The sequence below is a fragment of the Alkalicoccus luteus genome, from assembly GCF_012034335.1.
GTDB lineage: Bacteria > Bacillota > Bacilli > Bacillales > Salisediminibacteriaceae > Alkalicoccus > Alkalicoccus luteus_A.
The window spans coordinates 1-200 of record NZ_JAATHJ010000145.1 but is presented as its reverse complement, the minus strand read 5'-3'; the positions used below and the strand labels follow the sequence as shown (position 1 = coordinate 200).

The 200-nt window shown below is 57.5% G+C and carries 1 rRNA gene; it reads right to left on the bottom strand.

The features are described 5' to 3' along the window. Positions 1-9: 9 nt before the first annotated feature. Positions 10-126: ribosomal RNA gene (rrf, locus tag HCN83_RS18205) — 5S ribosomal RNA — on the bottom strand. Between the last annotated feature and the right edge of the window lie 74 nt (positions 127-200).

Sequence of the window (200 nt, the reverse complement as noted above, 5' to 3'; positions counted from 1 at the left end):
TCTCAGGTGACCCAGCAACGTCCTACTTTCGCAGGGGGAGAGCCCCCAACTATCATCGGCGCTGGTGAGCTTAACTTCCGTGTTCGGCATGGGAACGGGTGTGACCTCACCGCTGTCGCTACTGGATGAATGAGCGTACCCGCTCAAAACCGGATAACGCGAAAACGAATCATGTGTCTTCCTCGCTCTGCCGAGCGACG